At 59.3% G+C, this 5234-nt stretch carries 5 protein-coding genes; 1 reads left to right on the top strand and 4 read right to left on the bottom strand.

The genetic code is table 11. The features are described 5' to 3' along the window. Positions 1-44 precede the first annotated feature (44 nt). Positions 45-1010, top strand: a complete 966-nt coding sequence (locus VGY55_17100; GenBank protein ID HEV2971698.1) for a LysR family transcriptional regulator — start codon at positions 45-47, stop codon at positions 1008-1010. A 46-nt stretch (positions 1011-1056) separates the two neighbouring features. Here the strand turns inward: VGY55_17100 and VGY55_17095 are convergent, their stop codons facing one another. The 4 genes from VGY55_17095 to VGY55_17080 all read right to left on the bottom strand — a co-directional run bounded on the left by VGY55_17095 (position 1057) and on the right by VGY55_17080 (position 5024). Continuing rightward, positions 1057-1353, bottom strand: a complete 297-nt coding sequence (locus tag VGY55_17095; protein ID HEV2971697.1) for a hypothetical protein — start codon at positions 1351-1353, stop codon at positions 1057-1059. Positions 1354-1571: 218 nt separating this feature from the next. Then, the gene (locus VGY55_17090; protein ID HEV2971696.1) at positions 1572-2174 is read right to left on the bottom strand and encodes a hypothetical protein; all 603 of its coding nucleotides are present in this window, start codon (positions 2172-2174) and stop codon (positions 1572-1574) included. 62 nt (positions 2175-2236) lie between these two features. Then, on the bottom strand, positions 2237-2992 hold the full coding sequence (gene surE, locus VGY55_17085) for a 5'/3'-nucleotidase SurE (protein HEV2971695.1): 756 nt from the start codon (positions 2990-2992) through the stop codon (positions 2237-2239). Between the two features lie 115 nt (positions 2993-3107). Beyond that, the gene (locus tag VGY55_17080; GenBank protein HEV2971694.1) at positions 3108-5024 is read right to left on the bottom strand and encodes a DNA methyltransferase; all 1917 of its coding nucleotides are present in this window, start codon (positions 5022-5024) and stop codon (positions 3108-3110) included. Between the last annotated feature and the right edge of the window lie 210 nt (positions 5025-5234).

The following is a 5234-nucleotide window of genomic DNA, read 5'->3' as shown; positions in this document are numbered from 1 at the left end:
TTCTCTCGCCAACGGCGCGAACGTGCGACGGAGGATTCCGATTTATGGCAATCAACGCCGAGTTTCCTTCACTTTCAACCGATCAAGTGGCGGCTTTCGCCGAATTGGCCCGGCAGGGGAGCCTGCGCCGCGCGGCCGAGCTGCTTTGCATCAGCGAGCAAGGCTTGCGCAATCGGCTCCTCGCCCTCGAGAAGCGGCTGGGAATCCAGCTCTATCACAAACGGCGCGGAATGCGCCGCACTACCCCGCTCACTTCCCAGGGCCGGCAGTTCCTTCCCCACGCTCGGGCGTTTCTCGAACGGTCGCGCGAGCTGTGCGAGCTATTCGACGTTTCCACGCAGCAGCGCGAGGTGCGCGTCGTGGCGAGCCAGTATCTAACCGCCTATGTGCTGATCGACGCCGTGCGGCGATTTCATGCCGCCGCGCCGCACATTCGCATTCGGCTCGGCACGCGCACCGAGCAAGAGGTCGAAACGGAGCTGCTCGCCGATCCGGAAATTGATTTGGGTGTAGCGGCCCCACTCGAGGCGTCGCCCGATCTCGACTATCGACATCTGTTCTCGATGCCGTGGAGCCTGATCGCACCGGTGGGTCATCCGCTATTGAGGCGCCGAAATTTGAAATTGGACGACCTGGTCGATGAGCCTCTGATCCTCTTCGAGCGCGGTTCGACGGGACGGCAGCACGTCGTCGATGCGTTCCATCGAGCCGAACTATCGCCACGAGTCGAAATGGAAACGACCAACACCGAGATCATCGTCCGGATGGTCGAGGCGGGGCTGGGAATCTCGCTCGTGCCGCTGTTGGCGAGCGGCATCGTCACGCGCGGCCGCCGAATCGGCGTCCGCAGCCTCGGCAATTGCATCCGCCCGATCGATTCGGGCATTCTTCTGCGCCGCGGAGAACCGCCGCTCCCAGCCGCCCGACAGTTCATCGACTTCGTCCAGCGACGTTTCAAGAAACGCGCCGCCGCAATCGCTCCCTCTCTCTCTGGGAGAGGGCCGGGGTGAGGGTGCGCGCCGCTGAGACGAACAAAGACCTCGCCTGTCGGACCAATCAGTACTGCCCGCCCACCTGAATCCACGATTCGTAGTAGTTGAGGCAATCGGTCCCTTGATTGCCGACGGAGATCGTGCTCTGGGTGTGGCTGAACCCGCTGCGGACGAATTCCCCCTGCGGGCGGACGTAGTACGGTCCGCCTTCGTACCGCGGGCCGACTTGCACCGGAGCGACCGGATCCTGGCTGTAATACGACGGGAGGAAAATCCAACTGGCCGCCTGGGCGCTCGCGCCGACCGCCAGCGACGCCATGACTACCAACGACAACACCATCTTGCGAACAAAGCGCTTCATAAGGAAATCAACCTCGGGTGCGAATCTAAGGATGTGAACTCAGAACTTTGCAATTATCGTCGAATCGCTCGTTCCCAGGCTCTGCCTGGGAACTCACCGCCTGCGAGGCTCTGCCTCGCGATCTCTGGGCGATCGAAGCCAACCGTCACGCTTGACAGGCAGAGCCCGCCGGCCAGAGCAATCCGAGGCAGAGCCTCGGCACGAGCTGCGCTTGACGATCACTTCGGCTTCGGCTGCCGAACCATCAACTCTCCTTTCTGCGGATCGTAGAAGTATTTTTGTCCCTCCGGAAGGTCTGGTAGTCCTATGCCCCATTCCTTGATAATCTTCTCATCAAACTCTTGTTGCGATTTTGGAACGCGGTTGTTCAGCGCCTTGAACGTGTTCATCGCCTTCTCGAGCTGTTGGAACGTGATGATTTGGCGAGCCCCGAAATAAGTGCTGATCGGGACGGTAATGATTCCTGCGTCGCCGTTGCCGTAATCCTTGCCTTGCGCTCCGACACCGGCTTCCGCGCGAACGGCATTCTGACCATCGGCCGGCGCCGCGGGATTGGCGGCCGGCGGCGCCGCCCCACCGGAACCGTTGTTAGTCGCTGGCACGGCGCCGACGAGGCTCGTGAATTGCGGGCCGCCAAATTGCGTCGGCACTTCCGCACCGGGCTTGACCTCCGGCGCCCCCGGATCGCCGGCCGGCGGCGGGACCGGCTTGGGCGCAGCCGCGAGACGAACCCCGACGGCAGGCAGCGCTGGCGAATCCCCACACCCGCAGCAGGCGGCCAACGTCAACGCCGCCGAGCAAAACGGAAAGATACGAAACATATGGATTCACTCCGTTCGAGACGTTCGTGAATTGCGAATGTCAAAGCCGTTTTAGTGGAGGCTTAGCTCCATTTCCACTCCTGCATCCCGGCCAAAGCCTTGCGGTGCGTCATGTCGTAGTGCAGGGGCGTGAGCGTGATGAAGCCTTTGTCGAGGGCCGAAATATCGGTTTCTTGCGCGCCGGGGGGTGGAGGCGGTTCATTGACAGCCCAAAAATAATGCCGGCCGCGAGGATCGACCCGCTTCTCGAATTTCTCGCCGTACCGAAAGATGCCCATCGGTACCGCCTTGACCTCCGCCTCCGAATGAATTGCCTTCGTCGGAATGTTCAGATTGTAAAGTTGCGGCTCCGAGCCTTTCTGCTCGAGAATACGCCGGATGATTCGCAGGGCCATCTCGGCCGCCTTGTCAAACTCGGCATGCTCGTCGTATTCGAGCGAGACCGCGATACTCGTGATTCCGAAAAACGCCCCCTCGATCGCCGCCGCGACGGTGCCCGAGTAGAGCACATTGATTCCCGCATTCAGCCCTCCATTGATGCCGCTAACCACCAATTCCGGACGCCTGGGACAAAACTCGAAGATGCCAATCTTGACCGAATCCGCCGGGCTCCCCTCGACGGCCCAGCCGCGCCGCCGCGAACCGTCGAAAACCTCTTTGGCGGTGAGCGGCGTGAGAAAAGTGATCGAATGCCCGACGCCGCTCTGCTCGGTGTGCGGAGCCACGACGGCCACGTCGCCGAGTTTGAGCAGGGCCCGCTCCATCGCGGCCAAACCGGGCGCGTAGATCCCGTCGTCATTGGTGAGCAGAATCTGCACGGTGCAAATTGCCTCCACGCGACCGCCGGTTTCCTCCGTGAACGTCAGATTCCACTATAATCGCACCCCGGCGGATTGGCAACGAGCGTCCGAGACTGAGCAAAAACCGCGGGAATCAACCGCGTTTCCGGCGAGACAGCGGAATAAGCGGCGTAGTCAACTTCTCGTACAGGGCAAAGAGGAATTCGACGCGTTGACGGTCGGAAGTGAACGGCTGCTTGCGGTAGCAGCGGTCCACCGCGCGGTCGAGCGCGGCGTGCGCTTTGGCCAAATCGCGCGGCATCGCCAGCGGATCATATAAATCGGCCAATGTCGCCCCCTTTGCCAGATGCTCTCCTCGGGAGTCGAGGACCGATTGCGCCTTTACTTCCGCGGCAGCCCGTTTCGCGGCGGTTGGCGCCTCGGGCCAGGGGTAGTTGTTGTAAACCAATCCGGTCGAGTAGCGGAAATCCGATTTTATGCGACCGCAAACATGCCGCACCCAGGCCATGTGCATCGCCGAGGAAAGCACTCCAAAATGGTAGAGAGTGGCGTCGGGAATCGCGGAACAACTATTGTGGACGACGTATTTCGGTTCAAAGTAGCCGAATGGAATGTAGCGCCTCGTCTCAGACGTATGCTGTGGAACCACGATAAATCGCTTCGTCGGCTGGCGAATCTCGGCGAACAACGCTGGATGATCGGCCATCCGTCGCGTGGGTTCCTTCTTGCTGGCGAGACGAAAACTGCGAACGCTCTGGACCCGTTTCTTGATGCCCGGAATATTCCTAATGTCTGCTGAGGATGCGTTCACAAGCCAGAGGCACCAGCGCGGAATCGAATAGAGATACTCCTCCGCGCAAAGTAACGGTCGAAGATACTTCTTCGCGCCGGGATTCGCAGCAATGAATTCTCGGCGATCGGCCTCTTCCACTATGAGATTTCCGCCGTCAGTCGGCTTATTGCCATACTCACAAGCGGGCACGTCGCAGATGGGCTGGTTGCGCGAGACGACAGCTACGTCTGGACCTTCGATGAGATAGGGGCTGATGTTCTGTGCGTTGCTGACCGTGACCTTGTCTTCTGATTGGTAGTCGTAGATTCGCTTGCCTGTCATTTCGAAAGCGCCGAACCCGATGATCACGACATGAACGTGCGCCTGACCGCGCGCTTCGCTCTCCCATTTGAACGTGCGATGAGCAAACAGGATTTTCAGCCCGAATCGTTGAAACAGCGGTTTCCAAAGCGTGCCGACTTGCTCTCCTTGACTGATCGAATTGGTGGAGACGAAACCAACTTGGATGCGCGTTTGTTGGATGTATTCTGCCGCCTTGCGATACCACCCGGTGACGTAGTCGAGCACGCCAACACCAGTTTCGGCATCCCAAACAAGTTCCATGTCCCGTCTCTGCTCGCCAGTCATTAGGTGCTTTCCCACGAACGGCGGATTGCCGAGGACAAAGCCGCATTCTTCCGGCGGGAGAATCTGCCGCCAATCGAGCCGCAAGGCATTGCCGTTGACGATCGTTGGGCTTTTGCTCAACGGCAAGCGGACGAAGTATTGACCGAACTCTTCCGAGAGTCGGACGTTCATCTGATGATCCATCAGCCACATTGCCACTTCCGCGATCCGCGCCGGCCATTCGCTGATCTCGATCCCGAAAAATGCGTCCACGTCGATTTTGGAAAGCGTGTGAATATCGAAGTGTTGTTGGCCGTTGGTATTGAGGCCCTTGAGCACCTCGATTTCGAGCAACCGCAACTCGCGATAGGTAACGACCAAAAAGTTGCCGCAACCGCACGCGGGATCGAGGAAACGCAAGCTCGCGAGCTTCTGCTGGAACTGCTTCAGTTGATTCTTATTGCCCTTGATCCGCTGAAACTCGGCCCGAAGATCGTCGAGAAACAGAGCGCGGATGACCTTGAGAATGTCGCGTTCGCTGGTGTAATGGCCGCCGATCTGCCGGCGCTCGCGCGGCTCCATCACCCCTTGAAACAGCGAGCCAAAAATGGCTGGCGAGATGCGCGACCAATCGAAACGCGTGCAGGCCAATAGGCTATTGCGCGTGTCGCGATTGAAATCCGCAAACCCCAGGGTTTCCGCGAATAGCTCGCCGTTGACGTAGATGAGGATGAAAGCTCGTTGCTCCTAGGGTTTACTACGAGTGTGGTTAACCCAAAACCCTTTTTGTGGAGCAACGAGTATGTCGAGTATACCGGTTTTCGTCGGGCTTGATTATCACCAGGACGCGGTGCAAGTATG

Source organism: Pirellulales bacterium (genome assembly GCA_035939775.1).
GTDB lineage: Bacteria > Planctomycetota > Planctomycetia > Pirellulales > DATAWG01 > DASZFO01.
This window is presented reverse-complemented; position numbering and strand designations above follow the sequence as displayed.

What these genes read in the sequence shown, in the direction of transcription:
- VGY55_17100 (HEV2971698.1), top strand. Translation starts at nt 45, where the DNA reads ATGGCAATCAACGCCGAGTTTCCTTCACTTTCAACCGATCAAGTGGCG.
- VGY55_17095 (HEV2971697.1), bottom strand. Translation starts at nt 1,353, where the DNA reads ATGAAGCGCTTTGTTCGCAAGATGGTGTTGTCGTTGGTAGTCATGGCG.
- VGY55_17090 (HEV2971696.1), bottom strand. Translation starts at nt 2,174, where the DNA reads ATGTTTCGTATCTTTCCGTTTTGCTCGGCGGCGTTGACGTTGGCCGCC.